Origin of the sequence: Litchfieldella anticariensis FP35 = DSM 16096 (assembly GCF_000409775.1) — a bacterium.
GTDB lineage: Bacteria > Pseudomonadota > Gammaproteobacteria > Pseudomonadales > Halomonadaceae > Litchfieldella > Litchfieldella anticariensis.
On sequence record NZ_KE332377.1, the window covers coordinates 26,580 to 49,458 of the forward strand.

Consider the following 22,879-nt stretch of genomic DNA (forward strand, 5'->3'; position numbering starts at 1 on the left):
AGGCTGAGCGCTAGCGCTACTTGAAGCGTGAGTACCAGCGGGGGTTGCTGGCGAAAACGCCGTACCGCAGACGTGCCACTTGATGATAGGTAGGTCAGGAGCCGTTTCATTGATTGCCCTCCCGACGAGTGTCCCCGGTAGAGGCCCTTTCCAGTTCGCTGCGCTGGGCCGGGGGCAAGTCATCGACGCTGGTATGCTGCGAGAGTTGCAGGGCCTGGATATACGCAGCGATCGCCCAGCGGTCTTCCACCGGCACACGATCACGATAGGGATACATCACGCCAAACCCATTGGTGATGACATCGACGACGTGTTGCAAGGGAGCGTTGCGTAGCCGCTCGCTGTGGAATGTCGGAGGGGCTGGGAAGCCGCGTTGTACGACCATACCGTTGCCATGGCCAGTTCTGTCGTGACAAGGAGAGCAGAAAATGTCGTAACGCTGCTGGCCGCGATCGAGCAGGGCGGCGTCGAGTTCTTGGGGCTGGGTGTCAGGTATGGGCTTGAGTGTATCGTCGTGTGCAATGGTCCCAGGTACTGGTTCCCGCGCGGATTGACCATGAGGCCAGCCAGGCGCTGCCTCGAAGGTTTCGTACTTGGGTTGGCGCTCCATGGATGGCTGGTCGCAACCGACCAACAGCACCCCGATGACTATTGCCAATGCACTGGGCCATTCGTCATGACGGTACCTCATGGTGGCACCTCCTGCACGTCTTCCGCACCAAGGTCCGTCAGGCGTGAACGCAACGACTCGATTTCGTCATGGGTAAGCGTTCCCACGTTGGTGAGTAAGAAGAAGGCGTCGTTGGAGGCGCGTTCGAACATGGTGATGTTGAAGGCCGGGTGATAGAGGCGTGGCAGGCGGTTGCCGCACAGCATGCCGAGAAAGGCGGTTACGACCGCAGAGAGGATTGCCAGTACAAAGGCGATCAAGGCGAAAGGTGGCCAACTGTGAAGTGGCTTGCCGCCCACCACGAACGGATAGTCGACGGCGGCGCTGTACCACACCATCCAATAAGTGCCCGCGGCGACAGCCAGGGAGGCTATCAGGGTCACTACCGTCAGCCAACGCGAGCGAACTCCCAGGGCTTCGTTGAGTTCCTCGACAGGATAGGGGCTGAACGCCTCAAGTTCCCTGTAACCCTCTTCACGCAACGTTCGGATGGCGACGATCAGCGCATCGGCATCATGAAATCTCCCCAGTAGGCCGTACCGTTTGGAAGCGTTTGAGGTGGCCTCACTCATGACTGGCCTCCCCGGGGGATGCCTCATCGCGGCTTTTCTCCGATGCCTGGCGTTTGGCGATTAGTGCGCGCATATCGTGCATCGAGATCAGTGGCATCAACTTGACGAAGATCAGCAGTAGCAGGCCAAACAGTCCCAGTGAGCCGAAATAGGTTGCCCAGTCCCAGCCAGTGGGCCAGACGGTATCCCAGTTCGAGGGCATGTAGTCGGCATGCGTCGACGTGAAGACGATCTGGAAACGCTCTAACCACATGCCCAGGTTACTGGTCAGTGCCAGGCACAGTAAGGCCATGGGCGAGCGGCGCACACGTTTGAACCACAACAATTGCGTGAGTACCACGTTGCAGAAGATCATGCTCCACCAGATCGGTGCGTAGGGGCCGGTCCAGCGATCGAAGTAGACGGTGCGGTAGTAATCTTCCCCGCTGTAGAACGCGACGAAAATTTCCTGGGTATAGGCATAACTCACGATCAGCGCGAACAGCAGCATCATTCTGCCTAGATAGTCGAGGTGCGTTGGCGTTACCAAATCATGCAGCTTGAACAGGCTGCGTAGCGCGACGGCTAGCAAAGCCACGGTGGAAAAACCTGAAAACAGTGCACCGGCAACGAAATAGGGGGGGAATATGGTGAAGTGATAACCAGGGACGATCGATACCGCCAGGTCCAGCGAGATGATGCCGGTTACCGTGACCACGATCGGAGTGGCCAGGGCAGCGAAGATCATGGTGGTCTTCTCATAGCGCATCCAATGGGCTGCCGAACCGTTCCATCCTAATGCCAGCACGGCATAGAAGTAGGCTCTCCAGCCGCGAGCTCGGTCGCGCAAGGTCGCCAGGTCCGGCAGCAAGCTCATGTACAGGAAGCTGGCGGTGAAGATCAGATAGGTGCTAATGGCCAGGAAGTCCCAGACCAGGGGGCTACGCCACTGAGGCCATAGGCCCATGGTGTCGGGATAGGGCAGCAGGTAGTAGAAGAACTGCGGACGTCCCAGGTGAATGACGGGGTACAGGCCGGCGCAGACGATGGCGAACATCGCCATGGCTTCGGCGAAGCGGTTGATGGCGGCCCGCCAGGGCTGGCGGGTGAGCAGCAGCACCGCCGAGATCAGTGTGCCGGCATGGGCAATACCAATCCACCAGATGGTATTGAGAATCGGCATGCCCCAGGCGACCGGGATGTTGAGGCCAAAGATCCCGATGCCCACCGTGAATAATACCGACAGCGAGAGTACGAACATCAAGGTCAGGCCGGCGCAGATCAGGACAGCGATCCACCAACCCAGAGGTGAGCGTCGTTCAAGCACCAGTGCGCTGATCCGCTGGGTGAGCGAGGCATGCGTCAGGTCGGCTGGGAGCAGGGCATCGCGCTCAGTCGGTTTCATGACGGCTCCTTGCGAAAGAACACGCGGCTGTCACTGCGATGCTCAAGGGGCTGTGCCTCACCGAGCTTGGGAGCGTTGCGTTCCGGCGTGTAGATCCCGACTTCACCCATTCCACCCGACTCACGAGAGGCGCTATTCGACAGAGACGGATTGGGAGTGCGGACAGCGGCCAGGTAGGTCGTTCGTGGACGAACGTTGAGATGAGAGAGGATGCCGTAATCGAGGGGATGAGACTTGAGACGGCTGATTTCGCTCTCGGGGTCGTTGAGATCGCCGAACACGATGGCACGGGTCGGGCAGCTCTGCTGGCAAGCGGTCTGCAATTCGCCGTCGGCCAGGTTACGTCCTTCGATCTCGGCATCGCGACGCTTGCGATTGATACGCTGTACACAGTACGTGCATTTTTCCATCACTCCTCGTGCGCGTACCGTCACATCCGGATTGTAGGCTGCTGCTGGTACCGCGTAGGTTGCTGTCTCTCCGGTGTAGTGGAACCAGTTGAAGCGCCGGACCTTGTATGGACAATTCTGTGAACAATAGCGGGTGCCGATACAGCGGTTGTAGATCATCTCGTTGAGACCATCGGCTGAATGCTGAGTGGCGCCAACCGGGCAGACGTACTCGCAAGGGGCATTCTCGCAGTGCATGCAGGTCACCGGCTGGAACACCATCTCCGGCCCTTCTAATGCACCTTTGAAATAACGATCGATACGGATCCAGTGCATCTCACGCCCCCTTCGTACTTCCTCGGCGCCGACCACGGGAATATTGTTTTCGGCCTGGCAGGCGGTAACGCATGCATTGCAGCCGATGCAGGCTGACAGGTCGATGCTCATGGCCCACGCATGTCGAGGCTCGTGATCGGTGGGATTTGGTTCGGGATACAGTGAACCATGAGGCTCTTCATGCTGGGCGAAATGCGGATCGTCACGATAGGTGTCGAGATCGGCGACGCGGATCAGGTCACGACCTTCGATGGCATGGTGGTTCTGCGTCATGGCCAATTGGCGATGGGCGCCGGTCTTTTCCAGCGTGACGGCGATCGACCAAGGTGCGCCGCTTTGTTGTAGGGCATAGGCATTGGCGCCAACCCCATTGGCGACGTTGCCGGCCTGGCGACGGCCACCGCCCAAGGTCAGAGTCACGGCATCCTGTGGCATGCCGGGAAGCACATAGATTGGTGCCTCGAGTGTATGTTCGCGAGCCGTTATCCTGACCATGTCGCCTGTGGCGAGATCGCGGCGTTCCGCTTGTGCTGGCGCGATCAGTAGAGCGCTATCCCAGGTCAGTTTGGTCAGTGGCCGGGGAAGTTCCTGCAACCAGGCATTGTTGGCATAACGACCGTCCCATAATGAAGGGTCGGGGCGCAGTTGTAACACCAGTTCGTCGGTGCTTGGGCTCGGCCTGGGCAACTGCTCGCGCCAAGTGCCGATGAGCTCTGCCGAGCGTGGTCCGAAGGCACTGTCGCCGACTAGACCGTCGCGCAGGCTGGTGTGCCAAAAGGTCTCGAAGTCGTCTCCGTGGTAACGGGCTCGCCAATCCTCGACCAACAGGTCATGGGCATCGTGATCGATCCCCTCTTGAAGGACAGCAAGAAATTGCAGGGCGGTCTTGCCATCGTGCATGGGAAGAATCAACGGCTGCAGCAGACTCAGTGTACCGTCGAAAGCACGGGCATCGCCCCAGGTTTCCAGTGGATGAGTGGCGGGAACATGCCAGTGGCATAGCCGTGCTGTCTCGTTGTAGGTATCTCCCCAGTGACAGCGCCACGCTACCGTTTGCAGTGCCTCGGCGAAATTCAGATCGGCCGGGGCGTTGTAGGCGGGGTTGGTGTCCATCATCACCAAGCTATGTATTTCCCTAGCCTGTATCGCGTCGTTCAAGTCACCCAGAGAGGCCGCCTCATGACTGGCGGCGACAGGGTCGATGAACTCCAGTGTCGTGCCGAAGGCATTCAACTGTGCATTGATGGCATGTGCTAGGGCGTGTACCTCCGCTGGCTGTTGATCGCTGGCCATGACCGCGATGGCTGGGGCCTGACGGCGCAGGTCCTCGGCCAATGCTGCTAGCCAGTCGTCGGGCACCGCGGGCGTTTCAGGTGGCGGGACATCCAGGCCGAGAGTGTTGGCCAACTGTCGAGCGGCATCTGCGATTCGTGGATATCGCATGAGTAAGCGGTGTTCCGCCATGCTTCCGGTAATGCTTGGCGTCGATTCGAGTACGTAGAGCCGCAACAGTTCGTCGTTGTCCCTGGGGCGACGGTGTTGTGAAAAGTCTCGTGCGTAGCGGAGGAACCCCGGTTGTTCTTGCAGGAAATTCGCATCCAGCGATACCAGGATGCGCGCCCGATCGAGATGGTAGATCGGTTCTCGTGGGGCATCGAATAGCCAACGGCTGGCCGTGTAGACATTGCGGCGATCCATCGGGGTATGGGTGTACCAGCGGGCTTCGGGCCAGCGCTCTAGCAGGGCATGCAGGCGTTCGCTTTCGCTGGGCGAGGTGATCGTACCGGTAAGAAATGCCAAACCTTTGCCCCGGGTAGCATCCCAACGGTTCTGTTGTGCTTGAAGCGCGGTCAGAAACTCACTGTATCCCGCGATATGTCCGCGTTGCATGACGGTTGACGCACGATCGGGATCATACAATGACAACACCGACGCTTGAGAGAAGACATCGCAAGCGCCCAATGTGGCCGGATGGTCCGGGTTGCCTTCGACCTTGACGGGACGACCTTCGCGGCTTTGGACAAGTACGCCATGTGCGTAGCCATCGATCGGATACGTCGTAGCGTAATAGCGAGGGCGACCAGGCAAGAGCCCTTCAGGCATGTCGATGTAGGGTGTCAGTCGCTCACGAGGCTGGCCGTCGCAAGCGGTCAAGCCTCCAAGGGCAAAACTGGCCGCCATCAGTTTGAGTACACGTCGACGATCGAGGGGGGCTGCCCATACGCTGTCGTGCCCTGGGAACTCATCAGCCAGAAATTCGCTGAATGCTTCGTCATCGGCCAATTCTTCAAGGCTACGCCAATAGGTCGGGCCGCTCTTCCCGGCGAGCCGCTCATGCAAGCGCTGCCACTGCCTGCGATTCAGCGATGACATGAGGAACACTCCGTCAGGTGGTCGAGGTTGATGTCGTATTGGTCGATCAGTTCGTGACCGGGTATGGCGTCGTCCTCAGGGGAATACCCCATGCTGGTGATCTTGTCCTGGGGACGTAGTTCGGAACCTGGATCACGATGACATTCCAGGCACCATTCCATGGTCAGGGGCTGGCGTTGGACGGTCATGTGCATCTTGTCTACGCGTCCATGGCATGACTCGCATCCCACGCCGTTGTTGACGTGGGCGCGATGGCTGAAATAGGTGTAGTCGGCGAGCTTATGTACGCGCGTCCATGCCAACGGCTCCTGGTGAGAGAGGCTTTCGCGCACGGGAGCCAGCATCTCGGCATTGGTCCACTCTTGTGAGTGGCAGGTCATGCAGGTACGTGTGGGAGGAATGCCAGCGAAATCGGAGGTTTCGGCGCTGGTGTGGCAATACTGGCAATCGATGCCCAAGCCACCGACATGATGCTGATGGCTGAAGGGGATGGGTTGTTCAGGAGCGTAACCGGCATCCGTCTGATAGGGAGAGCGGTAGACGACATAGGCGATGACTGAAATCGCCACGAGCAATGCCAGGACCCCCACCAAGAAGACAACGGTTAGCGCATTCGTTCGTGGACGAAACAAGGGCGCCATCCTGCTTCCCTCGGGTCAGTGTTCCGGTTCCTTTCTCTGCGGCTTCCAGGCGCAGCATGTTCCTCACTATAGGAAAGGCGTTTGTATTCCTGCTAAATAACGTTGGGGATTAATGTTATTTCTTAAGCGAATAACTTGAGCATAATCCAGCAGTGCCGCCGTGCTGCATGGCGGCACCATATTGTTTGGTAAGTAGCATTCATCGCCAGTTGTCTAGGCCGCGGGATCTATTGGAGGGTAGTCGGTCTCACTAGGCGGCTTAGCAGCGAGACGATTTCAGGTTCGGCGAAGAAGGCCACGAGCCGTTCGGCTGTCGTGGTACCGATACCGGGATGTTGCCGCCAGTCATGCCGATTCCGGGACCGCAGCTCGGAGAGGTCGAGATACCCATCAGCGTTTATCAGGATACGTTCATCGACCGGCGGCATTCCCAAGGCCTTTAGCCAACGAGTCAGTGAGCGGTGGCGGCTGGCCTGAAAACTGGCATGCCATTGAGTGGCTCGTGCCTCGCCAACCCCTGGAAGGGCTTCGAGCTGTGTCGGAGTCAGTGCTTGCCAGTCGAGTAGGCCTTCGATCAGTCCAGCGTCGATCAGACGTTGCCAGGTTCCTTCACCGATTCCCGCCATGTCCAGCCCTTCGTTATCCGACAGCCATGCCAAGCGGGCCAGAAACTGTGCCTCGCAGCCGGTGGTAAGGCGTAGGCAACTCAGTGGGTGATAGCGATCGGAATCAGGGGCATCCAGTTCCGGGCGTGGTTCAGCCCGTATCAGCACCTCTGCGAGCTGGGGAATGGTCAGGCCCGCCAGACGAATCATGATTTGGTCGCCGGGACGTACGTCCCATTCCTGCCACTGGTCCAGGGAACCAAGACTGACGCGGCGGATGGTACGATCGTCGAGTCGGGTGGGGTGGAGCTGCAGCACTGGGGTGATGGTACCGGTGCGTCCGATGCGGAAATCGATGTCGCGCACCATAGCCAGGCTGCGCTGAGCCGGATGCTTCCAGGCCACGGCCCAGTAGGGTGGTTCGGGTTGCCAGTCGACAGGCTCGGGGCGGGTGTTCTGGCGAATCACCACGCCGTCGGTAGCGAAGGGTAGTTGGCCTCGATACCAATGCTGGCGCCAGCGAGTGACGTCATCCATTCCGGTTACCGGTCGGGTCAGGCGAGCACTGTCCGCGAAGCCCCACGACTCGAGAGCGGTGAGCCGCGCCTGCATTGGCTTTGGGCCGCTGGGCCAGTCCCAGACGAACAGCCCGATGTCATTGGCACTAACGGCGTCGAGTTCATGACGTGCCATCAACCCGATGATCGCGCTACGAGCACCGTCACTGCCATGCTCGGCCTGGATATGGCCTGGGCGACGGTGGTAGAGCTCGCCTTGCAAGATGACGCGAGGTGGGGAGTCGGCGGGCAACTGCTGGGGAATGGTGACGATCCGTTCGGCGTGAGACAGCCAATCCTGTCCGCGGTGACCGTCGCCACGGCTGATGGCAGCTGTGAGTCGGCCGTCTTCGTAGACTAATGTCACCGCTACGCCGTCGACCTTGGGCTGGACCCACAGACCGTCCTGAAGTCGACGCTCGACCCAGTTGGCCAAGGCCTGGGGTTCATCCAATTTGGCCAATCCAGTTTGCGCTACCGGGTGAACAATGGTTTCTTCGCTTGAACTGCGGGCAAGGGGTGTCGCCGGCACATCGAAACAGGTCTGCCAGGCGGTCAACCTGGAACGCGCCTGATCGTAGACGCTGTCTTCTACCAGGCGTTCGCCACGTCGGTAATAGGCATCGTCCCACTCCGAGACCTGGGTTTGCAGCGCCTCTAGCGCTTGATCAGCCTGAGTGGGTGTCCAATCCGGGCATTCGTCTGCCTGAACGGGCGATAGGCTCATGCACACCAATAACGGTGCCCACAAGCCGTGAATGGCGCGACGAGCGCCGAATGAATGGCGATACATGATTGCCTCCCTGCGGTGACTTAGGCCCCATTCCTTGGGATGTCGTAACCGGTTTCTTGCGACCTGATTTTTACGACCTGATTTTTTACGACTCAGTGTAACGAAAACTTGGGCTCTCAGCAGCAGTGGGAGGAGGCAGTGCTGAATACGCCAACGCCCCGCAGTATGAACTGTCCAATTATTGGGGTCAGTTCATTTTGAACAACACCCCGAAAGTTGGCTTGGGTGTCCAACTTCCGGGGTGCAGTTCAAGTAGCGGAGCGTTGGCCCCGTCGAATATCAGCTCTGGCGACTCAGTTGCGCATAGTCGAGGAGGATTTCGGCGCTTTCGAGAACCTGGGCGCGGTCCGCGGGTTGGTCCTCTTCCTCCGTACCGTCCATATCGTCTTCGCGGGCATCCACCCAGTCTTCCAACGGTTCGAGCCCCAGTGCGCGGCGGCGCTGATTTTCCAGTGAGAGTTGCTCGGCCTCTTGTGCTTCCATCTCACGCTTACGCTGCTCGCGGTTCAGGCTGATAGTGGTGTGTTGTTCGCGCAGTTGACGTGCGAGCTCGGCCTGGCGTTCCAGATAAGTGAAATTGGGGTGGCTGGCGATTCGCTCATCATGTCGTTCACGCAATGAGTCGAGATACTGCCATGGCTCGCCATACAAGCGGTATTGAACGGCACGTACGGTATCCCACGGCAGGGCATTATCCAAGCTGCTTTCGCCGATCATTTCCGGGTCCACCAGGCTGGGGAAAGCAATGTCGGGCTCCACGCCCCGATGTTGGGTGCTTTCTCCGGAAATGCGGTAAAACTTGGCCCGGGTCAGCTTGATCTGGCCATGACTCAGCTCATTGAGCGTTTGCACGGTACCCTTGCCGAAGGTTTGGGAGCCTACGACCAGGCCACGTCCGTAGTCCTGTATGGCACCAGCGAAAATTTCCGATGCCGATGCCGACAGCCGATTGACGAGAACGCCCAGTGGACCATCGTAAAGGGTGCCGCTCTCGGTATCGCCATACAGGCTGATACGCCCACGGGCATCGCGTACCTGAACGGTCGGACCGCGGTCGATGAATAGTCCAATCAAGGAGTTGGCTTCCTGCAAGGCGCCTCCGCCATTGTTTCGCAGGTCCAGCACGATACCCTCGATCTCTTCTTTCTTGAGCCGTTCGATCTCACGCGCCACATCTCGCGTGGTACTGCGGTACTCGTCCTCGCCGGCTTGCCAGGCATCGAAATCGACATAGAAGGTAGGGATCTTGATCACACCGATCCGGTGTGCCCCATCCTCTCGCTCAACCTCGACGACTTCTCCACTAGCTGCCTGATCTTCCAAGTTAACGGTGTCGCGAGTGATCTCGACGATATGTGAGCGCGTCATGTCGATAGATTGCGCAGGCACCACGTCCAGCCGTACGACGGACCCCTTTGGACCCCGGATCATATCGACCACTTCATCCAGGCGCATGCCAATCACGTTGACCATCTTGCCGTCTTCCTGACCGACAGCAACGATACGATCGGCCGGCTGGAGGGCACCGGACTTGTCTGCAGGGCCGCCGGGTACCAGGCTAGAAACCTTGACGTATTCCCCTTCGGTCTGCAGTAATGCACCGATCCCTTCCAATGACAGGCGCATCTGGATATCGAATGACTCGCCCTGCTGTGGTGACAGGTATTCGGTATGCGGATCGATAGTCCCGGTCACCGCCATCATGAACAGGCCGAAAACATCCTCACCGTTGGTCTGGCGTACTCGGGTAAGTTGCCCTTCGTAACGCTGGCGTAGGTTGTCACGTACTTGCTCATCGTCCTGACCGCTGATCGACATGGTCAGAGCGGCATTCTTCAGCCGTTTGTTCCAAAGCTCGTCCAGCTCGCTCTCGTTGTTGGCCCAAGGAGCGCCTTCGCGATCGAGCTCGATCCGATCATCGGTATCGAAGCGATAGTCCAGCCCGTTGTTGACCTTGTCGAGAATCCATTCGAGGCGTGACTCGAGACGCTCTTGATAACGCTGATACAAGGCATAGACACGCTCGAGTTCGCCATCGTACAGGGCGTCGTCCATGGTGGTTTCCAGGTCCCGAAAGCTGTCCACGTCGCGGCGCAGCAAATAGGCTCGCTGGGAATCCAGTATATCCAGATAGCGATTGAATGCCTGCCGTGACCACTCATCGTCAAGGCTGACATCGGCGTAATGCCCGTAACGCAGCGATTCGGCGATTTCGGCCGCAGCCTGACGGTGGGTGTCAGAAGGTTGCGGTTGCTGCGCAAGGACCATCGTACTGATGGATGCGATCAGTACGATGGCACTCACACGCCGAAGGACGGCAATCAGGCTCATCAATGAAGCACTCCCGGTTTCATGTACACTTCTTCCCTAGACTAGAGCTCGGCGAGTGAGTTGCGTCTGCCGAGTTGGCATTGTAGCAGTCTGTGTCGCCAGACATAGACCCCTAGGTGAGGAACATCATGCCCCACGACCCTACTTTGGAACGATTGCTGAACTTTTTACAGCGCTCTCCCACCCCCTGGCATGCCGTAGCCAACATGAGTAAGCGCCTCGAGCAAGCCGGTTTCCGTCGGCTGGATGAGACACAGTCCTGGCAGCTTGCGCCGGGCGAACGTGTCTATGTTACCCGCAACGAGTCATCACTGGTGGCGTTGCAACTGCCGAACGACCGGCTGCGGGCATTGCGCATGATTGGCGCACATACCGACAGCCCGGGTCTGCGCCTCAAGCCTAATGCCGCCCAAGTGAGCAGTGGGTGGTTGCAGCTTGGGGTCGAAGTCTATGGTGGTGCCCTGCTAGCGCCTTGGTTCGACCGTGACCTGGGAGTGGCCGGGCGGGTTCACTTGCGGCGCGAGGATGGCCGTTTGCACAGTGTGTTGTTGAACGTCACACGCCCGGTGGCCATCGTGCCCAGTCTCGCTATCCATCTCGACCGTGAGGTCAATGAAGGGCGGGCCATTAATCCTCAGACTCAAATGGTACCGGTTTTGCTGCAGGGCGGCGAGCAGGGTGACATCGAGCGGCTACTGCAGCGCTGGCTCTACGAGCAGCACAATATCGAGAAGGCCGCCATTCTCGACTTCGAACTAGCGCTTTACGACACCCAACCCCCGGCACGGGTCGGTGTCGAGGGGGAATTGATCGCCAGCGCCCGGCTGGATAACTTGCTGTCCTGCTTCATCGGTTTGGAAGCGCTGCTGAATGGCGATGGTCGTCAAGGAGCCGTATTGGTGGCCAACGACCACGAAGAGGTTGGCAGCGCTAGCGCCTGCGGTGCCCAGGGACCTTTCCTTGGGGATGTACTGCGACGGGTCAACGCGCAACTAGGTGAAGAAGGAGAGGAAGGGTTCATTCGCTTGATTCAGGCCTCGCGTTTGATCTCCTGCGATAATGCTCATGCCTTGCATCCGAACTTTACCGACAAGCACGATGCCGGCCATGGGCCAGCGATCAACGGTGGCCCCGTGATCAAGGTCAATGCCAATCAACGTTACGCGACCAACAGTGCTACCTCGGCAATGTTTCGCGACCTGTGCCGAGAGGCGGGGGTACCGGTACAAACCTTCGTTAGCCGGGCCGATATGGCGTGTGGCAGTACCATTGGGCCAATCACGGCTACAGAGCTCGGGGTGCCGACCCTGGATGTGGGAGTCGCTCAGTGGGGGATGCATTCTATCCGCGAAACTGCCGGTAGCCAGGACATCGAGTATCTGACGCGGGCATTGACGGCGTTCGTCAACCGACCGGAATTGGTTTGAGGCGGCGGGCAACGAGCGGCGCGCCACGGGCGATGTATTGCATTGGCTAGCCGGGTGGCGGAGCCTACAACTCGTAGCTCGTAGCTCGTAGCTCGTAGCTCGTAGCTCGTAGCTCGTAGCTGGCGCGAAGCGCCTAGCCCGAAACGCAAAAACCCCGCAGGCAGGCCTGCGGGGTTTGGCGATCTTTGGTGGCTACGCCCTGACTCGAACAGGGGACCCCATCATTATGAGTGATGTGCTCTAACCAACTGAGCTACGTAGCCTTCCAACGGGGGCGAATCATACCCATAAGGGCATGAAAGGTCAACTCAATTTCGGTGCGGCGCACGTTAGACATTGAACCGGAAATGGATTACATCGCCGTCCTGGACGACGTAATCCTTGCCTTCCAGACGCCACTTTCCGGCATCCTTGGCAGCCTGTTCCCCGCCTAGCGTAACGAAGTCCTCATAGCCGATGACTTCAGCGCGAATGAATCCTTTCTGGAAGTCGGTGTGGATTACGCCTGCCGCTTCCGGGGCAGTGGCACCGACCTTGACCGTCCAGGCACGCACTTCCTTGACCCCGGCGGTGAAGTAGGTCTGCAAGCCAAGTAGCTTGTAGCCGGCACGAATCACGCGGTCGAGCCCCGGTTCCTCCATCCCCAGTTCCTCGAGGAACATGGCGCGTTCGTCATCATCGAGTTCGGCGATCTCGGCTTCGATCTGGTTGCATACCGGCACCACCACGGCACCTTCTTCCATGGCGATCTCGTGCACAGTATCCAGGTAATGATTGTTATCGAAACCATCGTCGTTGACGTTGGCGATGTACATGGTTGGCTTCAGGGTCAGAAAGCCGAAGCTCTTGACCTGACGTTTGTCGTCGTCAGAAAGGTCGAGACTGCGCAGCGGCAAACCCTCTGCCAGGTGAGGCTGAATGCGATCCAGCACCGCCTTGGTGGCGATGGCCTCCTTGTCGCCGCTCTTGACCACGCGTGTCAGGCGCTGGATGGCGCGTTCTACGGTATCGAGGTCGGCCAGGGCCAGTTCCATGTTGATGGTTTCGATATCGGCGCGCGGGTCTACCTGGTTGGCCACGTGGATAACGTTGTCGTTGTCGAAGCAGCGCACCACATGGGCGATCGCGTCGGTTTCGCGAATATTGGCCAGGAACTGGTTCCCCAGTCCTTCGCCCTTGGAGGCACCGGCGACCAGGCCGGCGATATCCACGAACTCCATGGTGGTCGGGATTACCTTCTGCGGCTTGACGATTTCGGCCAGCTTATCGAGACGCGGGTCGGGCATCGGCACGATACCGACATTGGGCTCGATGGTGCAGAACGGGAAGTTCTCGGCGTCGATGCCGGATTTGGTCAATGCATTGAACAGGGTGGACTTGCCGACATTGGGCAGGCCGACGATACCGCAGTTGAAACCCATGGGATCTTTCCTGGAAAGCGTGTTCGAAGTTGGCAATTGGCCGGTATTCTACGGGAAAAAAGCGATAAGTCGGAAGTTCGTCGCTTCGCGACTTGAAGATGTAAGGTTGAAGAGCGGTGCTTCGCACCTTGAAGAAGCAAGTAGGGGGCGTTTTGCTTCTCTTCCGTCTTTCACTCCTTGAAGCTGTGCAACCGATTCATCGCCTTGGCCCAGTTGCCACGAATGGCATCTGGTAGTGTGGCTTCGATTTCGCCGAAGACGGCTTCGATGGCGGCACGTTCTGCCTTGCCGGGACGTCCAAGCACATAATTGGTGACCTGGCGGGAGTCGCCGGGATGGCCGATGCCGATACGTAGGCGGTGGAAGGAGTTATCGTTGCCAAGAGCGCGGATAATATCACGCAGGCCATTATGGCCGCCGTGGCCGCCACCCTGCTTGTAACGAGCCGTGCCTGGGGCGATATCCAGCTCATCGTGAGCGACGAGCAGTTCGCTGGGGGCTAACTTGAAGAATTGGCAAAGCGCGGCGACAGCACCGCCACTGCGGTTCATGAAGGTCTGCGGTAGCAACAGGTGCAGATCTTCACCAGCGACATTCACCTTGGCGTAATGCCCAAGGAACTTGCGTTCTGGCCGCAGGGGAGTGTGGCTGTCGCGCGCGATGGCCTCGACCAACCAAGCGCCAGCATTGTGCCGAGTGTCGTCGTATTCCGGCCCCGGGTTGCCGAGACCGATGATCGCTTTCACGTGGCTCATGCTGACGTCCTGGTGGTCTTGACAGGGAGAAGACTGGCTTACTCGGCCTTGTCTTCGCCTTCGTCCTTCTCTTCCTGCTTGGTTTCAGCAGCCGGTGCTTCCGGCTCGACACTCGGCTGGGTCTCTTCGCCTTCCTCACCTTCTTCGGCGGTGCCGCGGGTCGGATGGGTGATGTTCACGATGCCGGCGTCGTGTTCTTCGCCGTGGGATAGGGCCACGGAAGTCACGCCTTGCGGCAGCTTGAGATCAGAGAGGTGCAGGGTGCCACCAAGCTCCAGGTCGGTAATGTCGACTTCCAGGTACTCGGGGAGATCCTTGGGCAGACAGCTGACTTCGACATCGTTAGCCAGCACGTGTAGCACGCCGCCTTGCTCCTTGATACCTTTGCAGCGCTCTTCACCGATGACGTGCAGCGGTACGTGCAAGGTCATCTCGTGAGTTGCGTCGATCCGCATGAAGTCGGCATGGGTGATCAGCGCCTTGTAGGGGTGGCGCTGCAGATCACGGATAATGACCTGTTCGCTGCTGCCATCGACATCGATGTTGATGATCGAGGAGAAAAAGGCTTCCTCTTCGATAGCTTTATAGAAGGCGGCCTTGTCGATGGTGATCGGCTGAGGCGCTTTCTCGCCACCGTAGATGATGGCAGCGACCTGTTGGTTCGCACGACGCAGGCGGCGGCTCGCACCTTTCCCCAGCTCCTTGCGAACGTTGGCGGTAAGTTGGTAATCGGACATTGGTAACCTCATTGGTCAATAAAGGAAAGCGTTATCGCCCGCGACCAAGCGATAGCGTTTCCGGGGCCCTTGCGGGCTGCGTATCCAAGCACGATGCTCCGTTGGCAGGGCCTTAGTGGAACATCGCGCTGACGGATTCTTCATTGCTGACCCGGCGGATCGCCTCGGCGATGAGCCCGGCCACGGACAGTTGGCGAATCTTGCCGCTGCGGCGTGCTGGTTCGGACAGCGGAATGGTATCGGCTACGACCAACTCATCAAGCACCGAGCCACTGATGTTATCGACCGCCGGGCCTGAAAGAATAGGGTGCGTGGCGTAGGCCACTACGCGGCTGGCACCGTGATCCTTGAGGGCTTCGGCTGCCTTGCACAAGGTACCGGCGGTATCGACCATGTCATCGACCACGACACAGGTACGGCCTTCGATTTCGCCGATGATATGCATTACCTGTGCCTGGTTGGCCTGGGGACGGCGTTTGTCGATGATGGCGAGATCGGCGTTGAGCTGCTTGGCGATGGCTCGAGCTCGTACCACGCCGCCAACGTCCGGAGAAACGACCACCAGATCGTCGTAATTCTGGCGCTCGATATCGTCGAGCAGAATTGGCGAGCCATAGACGTTGTCTACAGGCACGTCGAAGAAGCCCTGAATCTGGTCAGCATGCAGGTCCATGGTCATGACCCGGTCGACTCCGGCCTTGACCATGACGTCGGCCACCACCTTGGCGGAGATCGGGACGCGGGCCGAGCGCACACGGCGGTCCTGGCGCGCGTAGCCGAAGTAAGGTACGACAGCGGTGACTCGCGTAGCGGATGCCCGGCGCAAAGCGTCGGTCATCAAGATCAGCTCCATCAGGTTGTCGTTGGTCGGTGCGCAGGTGGATTGCAGGATGAAGACGTCCTTGCCACGCACGTTCTCATTGATCTCGACCGCGATTTCCCCATCGCTGAATTGACCGACCGTGGCATGGCCAAGCCGGTTGTCCAGCGCCTCGGCGATTTTTCGGGCGAGTTCGGGATTGGCGTTCCCGGCAAAAACCATCAATTTAGACACGCGCAGCCACCTTTGGAGTCTTGAAATCTCTGTGGGGGATGGTGACAGCTTGACCGATATCGAGGTATGGCTGGGGCTATACCCTAGCATCTTGATCTTTCGGTCCCGAGCCGCCGCCTTTACAGGCTACGGCAGAGCTATCAGTGGTGTTCCGCCTGCCCCTTGGCCGGCGTCACGTGACATCCCAGAGCCGCATGGAGGGGAGAAAGATTGCAGCCCTTCGCCTTGAAGGCATGCCAGTCGGAACCGACACGCTGCAAAATGCTATCGGCCTGGCGTTCGTCCGTCAAACGTGCAAACAGGCACGCACCAGTACCTGTTAGCATGGTCGGTGCAAGCCCGGATAGCCAGTCGAGCGCCTTCGCTACCTCCGGGTAACGTTCGCATACCGTTGCCTGACAGTCGTTACGCCACGCGGGAGCCCCCCCCTGCAGTGCGCGCGCCATACTAATGTGAGGGGTGTCTCGTGTCAATTGTGGGGCATTGAACACGCTGGCCGTCGCCACCGCGATGCCGGGATGCAGCACCACGAACCAAGGCGTATCGAGCTCGACGGGGGTCAGGCGTTCGCCGATGCCTTCCGCCCAAGCGGCATGTCCATGCACGAAGACCGGGACGTCGGCACCCAACGATAACCCCAACTCGGCGAGTTGCGCTTGACTCAACCCCAACTGCCACAGGTGGTTCAGGGCCAGCAGCGTGGTGGCGGCATTGGAGCTGCCGCCACCGAGACCGCCTCCCATGGGCAAGCGTTTATCGAGACGGATATCCGCCCCCAGACGGCAGCCTCTGTCCGTTTGGAGCATGCGGGCTGCGCGCACGATCAGGTTGGCCTCGGTCGCGACCTCCGGCAGCGCCGGCGTCAGGTGAATCTTGCCGTCATCGCGGAGTGAAAAGTGCAGGGTGTCGCCGTGATCGAGGAACTGGAATAGCGTCTGCAATTCATGATAGCCGTCGGCACGTCGCCCGGTGATATGCAACATGCGGTTGAGCTTGGCGGGAGCTGGCAAGGTCAGTGTGGTTTGAGGGGCGGTCATCGTGGTTCACCGGGTTGCCAGTCATTGATCACCAGCGTGGCGCGAAGCTCATCGTAGGTCATGACCAGGCGCCGAGGCAGCCACAGGCCGTCGGCATGTTCCCAATCGCGGTAATCTATCTGCCAACCGGCTTGTTGTAGTTGCGTTGGATAACCGAGTTCATCCGATTCTCGCTCGTAATGGGCGCCTGGAGCAGGTAGTCCGCGTACCCAGTGATCAAGCGCCGAGATCGGCAGCGACCAGCCGAGTTGCTGCTCCATCAAGGCTTCGGGGCTGGTGGCCTCGAAGCGGCCCTCACTGGTATTCAGCGTTACCCTACCTTCGCGTCCTTCCAATAGATTGCGGCCACTGCCGAAGGGGCCGCTGATCAACATGCGGTAATAGCCGGGATACTGGGCCCAGTCGAGATTGGCGCTGGTCGTGTCCTGGGGAGTTCGCAGGCCTACCTTGCCGGCAAGGGTCCAACGGTCGAGCTGTTCCAGTCGTTGTGCCTGGTCTTGCCAAGGCTCGCGTTCTAGCGGCGCCTCGGTGTCCATTGGCCGGGATGCACAACCGGCCAACATCGCAAGGGTCAGGAGGGCAGCAATGAAAGGTCGCATCATGAGCCTGTCTCGATCTCGGGTCAGGGAATGGGGTGGTTCAAGGAGCCAGCTCGGGAATGCGTTCGAGCAAGTCGTCGACGACCGGCCGCTCCTCGTAGCGTTTGAGGCTCTCGGAAATCATGGCACGCGCTTCTTCCTCGCGTCCCAGCGCCCACAAGACTTCGGCGAGGTGGGCGGCAACTTCCTGGTCGGGCATGGCGGCATAGGCTCGTTCCAGGTAGGTGAGAGCACTTTCATAGTCGCCTTGCTTGTAGTGGACCCAGCCCATGCTGTCGAGGATGGCGGCGTTATCCGGTGCCAGTTGGTAGGCTCTCTCGATCAGCTCGCGAGCCTCCTCGTGACGGTTGGTCATGTCGGTCAAGGTATAACCCAAGGCATTGAGTGCCATGGCATGGTTTGGATCCTGCTCGATGATGTATCGCAGATCTCGCTCCATCGCCTCCAGGTCACCGTTGCCGAAGGCGCGCATGGCGCGCAGGTAGCGCAATTCGTGGCTGTTGGGTGCATGCTCGAGTTCGCGCCGCAGCAAGGCGTCGGCATCCTCACTGAGCCCCTGTTGATCGAGCAGTTCCACCTCGAGGGCAACCAACTCGTTGGCTTGTTCCTCATGGCGCAAGCGCTCGATGCGCAGAAAGTTGCGGGCATCCATCAAGCGGTCGTCATCGATCAGCATCTGGGCAGCGAGGTGGCGTGCCCGGAGAAAGCTATCACCGGGGGGGACTTGACGATAGTAGAGCAGGGCGTTGTCGATTTCGCCTTCTTCCTCGGCAATGGCACCAAGCAGGGTGAAGACCGGGGGAGGTGTATCGTCGGTACTGGTCAGTGGCAGCAACAAGCGACGGGCGGACTCTGGGTAGCCTTCTTCCAGGTACAAGCGCGCCAATGCCACACGCAGTTCCTGGCTGTCGGCATGGCGCTCGAGCAAGGCGTCGATCTGGGCATTGGCCGCCTCGACGTTATCCAAACGTAGTTCGGTTTGTGCTACCAACAGAATGAATCGTCCATCATCGGGCGAGATTTCGAGGCCCTGGCGTGCGGCATCGCGTGCGGCGATGATGTTGCCACGTTCCAGTTCGATGCGGGTCTTGGCCAGCCAGAGCGCTGGCAGCTCGGGGTGGCTTCGCGCCAAGGCATCCAGGCGCGCCTCGGCCTGCGCGAGCTCTCCGTTGGCGGCCTCCAGCAGTGCCGTGGCGAGGATCGCATCGTAGTGGTGTGGCTGGTCGCTCGTCCTGTTTTGCGACAAGTACTCATGCAGGCGTTCAAGAAGGGGGGGGATGTCAGCCCCTTGATCGATGGCCTGTTCGGCAAAGGTGGCCAATTCGCCGTGGATGCCGCGTTCGCTCAGCATCAGGCGCTGTTCGAGGCTGGCCAGCCAGTCTCCTCGCTGCAAGGCCAGGCTGGCCAGCAAACGGGCAGGGGCTTCGGCATTCGGTGCCAATGCTTGCCAACGTTTGGCGCTTTGCTCGAGCAGTGTGGAATCGTTGGCAAAGCGTGCGGCGAGGGTCGCGCGTTCGACCAAGGCCAGCGATTCATAACGCTCGGCCGCTTCGAGATAGCCGCGACTGGCCTGCTGGTAATCGCCGCGTTGGCCGGAGAATTCCGCCATCAGCAACGTTGACAAGCCTTTTGCATCCAGGCCGCGGGAAACCGGAGGGGCATGGCTCAATGGGTCGTGGAGTTCCGTCTCGGTGGAGGTCGGCATGCCCTGGCAGCCACTCAGAAGGAATGCTACCGGTACTACTCGAGCTGCCTGGATCAAGCGTGCGTGCATGTTCGCCTCGTTCACTATGCCAAGCACTCAGCATAACGGCTTGGCAAGAGCGGTCAACGACATTGAGGGGGCCATCCTTGTCGGGGGCTGTGGTAGAATGTAACGCCTCGCAAGATATACGACCGTGCGACTCGCTTGAATACTCCTGATGCCAAGACTCTGACTGAATGACGCTTCTCGCTCTGGGAATCAACCATAAGACCGCTGCTATCGAGGTGCGCGAGCAGGTTGCCTTCACGCCAACCCAGCTTGAGACGGCACTTGCCGAGCTTCGGGCACTGCCTGAGGTGCGCGAAGCGGCGGTGTTGTCGACTTGCAATCGCACCGAGCTCTACTGCGTGACCTCGGCCGAGGGCGAGCAGGCCATTTTCGAGTGGCTGAGCCGCTTCCACAATCTGAGTGTCGAGCAACTGACACGCAGTGCTTATCATTATCAGGATGGTGAAGCTGCTCGCCACCTGATGCGGGTGGCGGTTGGGCTCGACTCCATGGTACTTGGCGAGCCGCAGATCCTTGGTCAACTCAAGGAGGCTTACCAGTCGGCGCGCCAGTATCAGGGGCTGGGAGGTGAGCTCGAACGGTTGTTTCAGCATACGTTCGCCGTGGCCAAGCAGGTGCGCACCGAAACCGGGATTGGCGAGAATCCAGTCTCGGTCGCCTATGCCGCGGTTAGCCTGGCTAGCCGGATCTTTGATGATTTCTCGCATCAACGGGCGTTGCTGATCGGGGCCGGCGAGACCATCGAGCTGGTGGCGCGCCATTTGCGTGAGGCTGGCATCCGCGAATTGATCGTTGCCAACCGGACTCGTGAACGAGCCGAACTGTTAGCGGGTGAATTCGCTGGCCAGGCCATTACGCTCAACGAGATTCCGCATGCCTTGGAGCGCGCCGATATCGTGATCTCTTCGACCGCTGCTCCGTTGCCGATTCTCGGCAAGGGCATGGTCGAACGGGCCATCAAGAAGCGTCGTCACCGCCCGATATTCATGGTCGATATTGCCGTTCCCAGGGATATCGAGCCGCAGGTCGGCGAGTTGAGTGATGTCTTTCTGTATACCGTCGATGATCTGCACGAGGTGATTGAGGAGAATCGCCGACATCGGCAGGTGGCCGCCGACCAGGCTGAGGTACTGATCGAGCATGGGGTGGGCCACTGGCAGCACGAGCGCCGGGTACGCGGTGCCGGTGATCTGATCCGCCGTTACCGCGAGCAGGGCGAGGCATTGCGCGCTGCAGTCGAGGCTCAGGCGCTTGCGCAACTTGCCAAGGGAGATGACCCGGAAAAGGTCGTGGCTCGTTTAGCTCGCCAACTCTCCAACAAGCTGATGCATGGTCCTACGACGCGGTTGCGTGAGGCATCGGGTGCTGAGCGCCATGACATCATTGCTGCCGCCGAGACACTGCTGCTCGATCCGGCGACACCATCCCAAGACCCTTGAACGCGGCCATCAACCAACAGGACTCTTCATGAAAGCGACACTGCGCCAGCGCCTGGACACCTTTCACGAGCGTTTCGAAGAGCTTGCTGCCCTGCTCTCCGAACCCGACGTGATCGCCGATCAGGCGAACTTCCGCGATTATTCCCGTGAATACGCCGAACTCGAGGCCTTGGTGGCCACCTGGCAGAAATACCGTGCAGTGGAAGGTGATATCGAAGCAGCCGAGCAGCTTGCCGGCGACAGCGATGTCGAGATGCGTGAGCTCGCCGCAATGGAACTGGTAGAGGGCCGCGAGCGGCTCGCTGCACTGGAGGAGGAACTCAAGCGTTTATTGGTGCCCAAGGATCCCGACGATAAGCGCAATGTCTTTCTCGAGATTCGAGCCGGCACCGGCGGTGATGAGGCGGCATTGTTCGCCGGTGATCTGTTTCGCATGTATTCCCGTTACGCCGAGAAGCAGGGTTGGAAGATCGAGGTGATCAGTGCCAGCCATGGCGAGCAAGGGGGGTACAAGGAGATTATCTCGCGAGTCAAGGGTGAGGGTGTCTACGCGCGACTCAAGTTCGAGTCTGGAGCACATCGCGTGCAACGGGTGCCGGCCACCGAATCTCAGGGGCGTATCCACACGTCGGCATGCACCGTGGCGGTAATGCCCGAAGTCGATGATGTGGGTGACATTGAAATCAATCCCAATGACCTGCGTGTGGATACGTTCCGCTCCAGTGGTGCTGGTGGCCAGCACGTCAACACCACCGATTCGGCGATTCGTATCACCCACTTGCCCAGCGGGGTCGTAGTGGAATGCCAGGAAGAGCGCAGTCAGCACAAGAATCGTGCCAAGGCGATGTCGCTGCTGGCCGCGCGTCTCAAGCAAAGCGCCATGGACAGCCAGCGTCAGCAGCAGGCTGATACCCGGCGCTCACTCGTGGGGTCCGGCGATCGTAGCGAGCGTATCCGCACTTATAACTTTCCCCAAGGTAGAATTACCGATCACCGCATCAATCTGACCCTCTATAAGCTCGGCGAGGTCATAGCCGGTGAGTTGGGCGAAGTGATCGAGCCCTTGACTCACGAATATCAGGCCGAACAGCTGGCCGCATTGCAGGATTCCTGATGCAGATCGATACCTTGTTGCAGCGGGCTGCGCGCCGCCTCGAGCAGGCGGGTTCTTCAAGCCCACGCCTGGATGCCGAGGTGCTGTTGTGCCATGTGCTGGGTGTCGAGAGAAGCTGGCTCTATACCTGGGGGGATCGTGATGTCGAGCGCTTTGCGTGGGCGCGTTTCGACGCCTTGGTCGCGGCGCGGGCACAGGGCCAACCAATAGCCTATCTGGTTGGCGAGCGTGAATTCTGGGGGTTGCGGCTTACCACTACACCGGCAACGCTGATCCCGCGCCCGGATACCGAAACTCTTGTGGCGGCAGCTCTCGAGAAGGCGATTGGTGACTCGGGGCGGCTGCTTGATCTTGGCACCGGCACTGGTGCCATTGCCTTGGCCTTTGCCGTCGAGCGTCCCAGGTGGGAAGTGCTGGGTGTCGATCGTGAGCCAGCGGCCGTTGCCTTGGCCAGCAAGAACGCTGCACGTCACAAGATCGTCAACGCCAGTTTTCGTGTCAGTGACTGGTTCGACGAGCTGGCTGGGGAGCGCTTCGATCTAGTCGTGTCCAATCCCCCCTATATTGCTGATGACGATCCGCATCTGGGCCAGGGGGATGTACGTTTCGAACCCCGCTCGGCGCTGGTGGCGGACGAGGCTGGTATGGGCGACTTGAATGCCTTGGTGCGACAGGCCGCGGAACATCTGGAAGCCTCGGGATGGCTGTTGCTCGAACATGGCTTGGCTCAAGGCGAAGCCGTACGCGAGGCCATGTGTGCCCACGGCTATGCTGAGGTGTCGACACTCGAGGATCTGGGGAGGCGTGAGCGTGTCAGCCTGGGACGCGCGCCTCTGCGTTGAAGCCGAGAAAGGGAAGGTGCTGGAGCCAG

General features: G+C 59.6%; 18 protein-coding genes and 1 tRNA gene. 4 read left to right on the forward strand and 15 right to left on the reverse strand.

The features are described 5' to 3' along the window. Positions 1–106: 106 nt before the first annotated feature. The 7 genes from L861_RS00125 to L861_RS00155 form a co-directional block, all read right to left on the reverse strand. The gene (locus L861_RS00125; protein ID WP_016414486.1) at positions 107–691 is read right to left on the reverse strand and encodes a c-type cytochrome; all 585 of its coding nucleotides are present in this window, start codon (positions 689–691) and stop codon (positions 107–109) included. Next, a complete protein-coding gene (locus L861_RS00130; protein ID WP_016414487.1) occupies positions 688–1,242 on the reverse strand; it encodes a DUF3341 domain-containing protein in 555 nt (184 codons plus the stop codon). The genes L861_RS00125 and L861_RS00130 overlap by 4 nt, the downstream gene beginning before the upstream one ends. Then, the gene (nrfD, locus tag L861_RS00135; RefSeq protein ID WP_016414488.1) at positions 1,235–2,626 is read right to left on the reverse strand and encodes an NrfD/PsrC family molybdoenzyme membrane anchor subunit; all 1,392 of its coding nucleotides are present in this window, start codon (positions 2,624–2,626) and stop codon (positions 1,235–1,237) included. The genes L861_RS00130 and nrfD overlap by 8 nt, the downstream gene beginning before the upstream one ends. Continuing rightward, positions 2,623–5,724, reverse strand: coding sequence for a TAT-variant-translocated molybdopterin oxidoreductase (locus L861_RS00140; RefSeq protein WP_016414489.1), 3,102 nt, complete (start codon positions 5,722–5,724; stop codon positions 2,623–2,625). Before L861_RS00140 ends, nrfD begins: the two co-directional genes overlap by 4 nt. Then, entirely contained in the window at positions 5,712–6,365 is a 654-nt protein-coding gene (locus tag L861_RS00145) for a cytochrome c3 family protein (protein ID WP_016414490.1), read from the reverse strand. The genes L861_RS00140 and L861_RS00145 overlap by 13 nt, the downstream gene beginning before the upstream one ends. A gap of 227 nt (positions 6,366–6,592) precedes the next feature. Beyond that, positions 6,593–8,320: an NAD-dependent DNA ligase LigB gene (gene ligB / locus L861_RS00150; protein ID WP_016414491.1), complete on the reverse strand. Its 1,728-nt coding sequence runs from the start codon at positions 8,318–8,320 to the stop codon at positions 6,593–6,595. Positions 8,321–8,599: 279 nt separating this feature from the next. Next, on the reverse strand, positions 8,600–10,651 hold the full coding sequence (locus L861_RS00155; protein WP_016414492.1) for a carboxy terminal-processing peptidase: 2,052 nt from the start codon (positions 10,649–10,651) through the stop codon (positions 8,600–8,602). A 128-nt stretch (positions 10,652–10,779) separates the two neighbouring features. Here L861_RS00155 and L861_RS00160 point away from each other — a divergent pair, with 128 nt between their 5' ends. Further along, positions 10,780–12,078 (forward strand): M18 family aminopeptidase, encoded by a 1,299-nt coding sequence (locus L861_RS00160; RefSeq protein WP_016414493.1) that lies wholly within the window; start codon positions 10,780–10,782, stop codon positions 12,076–12,078. A 186-nt stretch (positions 12,079–12,264) separates the two neighbouring features. On the opposite strand, the gene L861_RS00165 is transcribed toward L861_RS00160, so the two are convergent. The 8 genes from L861_RS00165 to L861_RS00200 all read right to left on the reverse strand — a co-directional run bounded on the left by L861_RS00165 (position 12,265) and on the right by L861_RS00200 (position 19,455). Next, a tRNA-Met gene (locus L861_RS00165) sits at positions 12,265–12,341 on the reverse strand. 66 nt (positions 12,342–12,407) lie between these two features. Continuing rightward, positions 12,408–13,499, reverse strand: a complete 1,092-nt coding sequence (ychF, locus tag L861_RS00170; protein ID WP_016414494.1) for a redox-regulated ATPase YchF — start codon at positions 13,497–13,499, stop codon at positions 12,408–12,410. Between the two features lie 170 nt (positions 13,500–13,669). Next, positions 13,670–14,254 carry an aminoacyl-tRNA hydrolase gene (pth, locus tag L861_RS00175; RefSeq protein ID WP_016414495.1) on the reverse strand — a complete coding sequence of 195 codons (585 nt, stop codon included), beginning with the start codon at positions 14,252–14,254 and terminating at the stop codon, positions 13,670–13,672. Between the two features lie 38 nt (positions 14,255–14,292). Continuing rightward, the gene (locus L861_RS00180; RefSeq protein ID WP_016414496.1) at positions 14,293–14,991 is read right to left on the reverse strand and encodes a 50S ribosomal protein L25/general stress protein Ctc; all 699 of its coding nucleotides are present in this window, start codon (positions 14,989–14,991) and stop codon (positions 14,293–14,295) included. A gap of 112 nt (positions 14,992–15,103) precedes the next feature. After that, entirely contained in the window at positions 15,104–16,045 is a 942-nt protein-coding gene (locus tag L861_RS00185) for a ribose-phosphate pyrophosphokinase (RefSeq protein WP_021029058.1), read from the reverse strand. A 140-nt stretch (positions 16,046–16,185) separates the two neighbouring features. After that, positions 16,186–17,082 carry a 4-(cytidine 5'-diphospho)-2-C-methyl-D-erythritol kinase gene (gene ispE / locus L861_RS00190; RefSeq protein WP_016414498.1) on the reverse strand — a complete coding sequence of 299 codons (897 nt, stop codon included), beginning with the start codon at positions 17,080–17,082 and terminating at the stop codon, positions 16,186–16,188. Continuing rightward, complete coding sequence (gene lolB / locus L861_RS00195) at positions 17,079–17,684, reverse strand: lipoprotein insertase outer membrane protein LolB (protein WP_016414499.1); 606 nt, start codon at positions 17,682–17,684, stop codon at positions 17,079–17,081. The genes ispE and lolB overlap by 4 nt, the downstream gene beginning before the upstream one ends. Before the next feature lie 37 nt (positions 17,685–17,721). After that, complete coding sequence (locus tag L861_RS00200) at positions 17,722–19,455, reverse strand: tetratricopeptide repeat protein (RefSeq protein WP_016414500.1); 1,734 nt, start codon at positions 19,453–19,455, stop codon at positions 17,722–17,724. A 167-nt stretch (positions 19,456–19,622) separates the two neighbouring features. Here L861_RS00200 and hemA point away from each other — a divergent pair, with 167 nt between their 5' ends. From hemA to prmC, 3 genes are read left to right on the forward strand one after another with little or no spacing between them, the layout of a single operon-like run. Continuing rightward, positions 19,623–20,894 carry a glutamyl-tRNA reductase gene (gene hemA, locus L861_RS00205; RefSeq protein WP_016414501.1) on the forward strand — a complete coding sequence of 424 codons (1,272 nt, stop codon included), beginning with the start codon at positions 19,623–19,625 and terminating at the stop codon, positions 20,892–20,894. A gap of 28 nt (positions 20,895–20,922) precedes the next feature. After that, positions 20,923–22,008, forward strand: a complete 1,086-nt coding sequence (prfA, locus tag L861_RS00210) for a peptide chain release factor 1 (RefSeq protein WP_016414502.1) — start codon at positions 20,923–20,925, stop codon at positions 22,006–22,008. Then, the gene (gene prmC / locus L861_RS00215; protein ID WP_016414503.1) at positions 22,008–22,850 is read left to right on the forward strand and encodes a peptide chain release factor N(5)-glutamine methyltransferase; all 843 of its coding nucleotides are present in this window, start codon (positions 22,008–22,010) and stop codon (positions 22,848–22,850) included. Before prfA ends, prmC begins: the two co-directional genes overlap by 1 nt. The last annotated feature ends 29 nt before the right edge of the window (positions 22,851–22,879 follow it).